We start from the raw sequence: 712 nt of genomic DNA on the forward strand, positions 1-712 counted from the left end.
CCATGCGGATATCCGGCGAGGAGGGATTCGCGATGGTCGATCGAGTGCTTGGCCAATTGAGCCTAGCGGACGGTTTTGCGGCGTCGGATGAGACGATCTTCGACCTGATAGCGAAGGAACTGGACTGGGCGCCGATCCGAACCTTGCTTGGTCATCGCAGCGGTCCTGGCTCTGGCAACACCAGCTATCCAGCCGAGCCGCTGGTGCGTTGTTTGCTGCTGGGCGTGTGGCATGGGCTGAGCGATCCCGCGCTTGAAGCGCAAATCCGGGACCGGCTGTCGTTCCGCCGCTTTGCCGGCTTCAGCCTTTCGGATCGCACGCCTGATCACTCGACGCTGTGGCGTTTCCGCGAGGAACTGACGCGCGAGCGTCTGATCGACAAGATCTTTGAGGAGATCAATCGCCAACTGGAGGCGAAGAGCCTGATCGTCAAGCGCGGTACCTTGGTCGATGCCACATTCTTGCAGGCCCGCGGCCGCCCGCCCAAGCAGCCCAAGAAGGGCCATCATGGTCCGATCAAGCCGTCGTCCGACAAGGATGCGCGCTGGGGCAAGAAGGGCAAGAAGAGCACCTTTGGCTACAAGATGCACATCGGCGCTGACCAGGCGCACACCATCATCCGGCGCGTCGAGGTGAGCGACGCCTCGCTCACCGACACCGAGCCGGCCGACCAGCTGATCTGCGGCGACGAGAAGGCGGCCTATGGCGATCA

Annotated in this window: 1 protein-coding gene; it reads left to right on the top strand. The window is 62.8% G+C overall.

The features are described 5' to 3' along the window. Positions 1-32 precede the first annotated feature (32 nt). Positions 33-712, top strand: a 680-nt coding sequence (locus tag O7A05_RS34030) for an IS5 family transposase (RefSeq protein WP_337097788.1), incomplete at its 3' end; no start/stop codon positions are given.

The sequence above is a fragment of the Mesorhizobium argentiipisi (SeqCode) genome, assembly GCF_037179585.1.
GTDB lineage: Bacteria > Pseudomonadota > Alphaproteobacteria > Rhizobiales > Rhizobiaceae > Mesorhizobium > Mesorhizobium argentiipisi.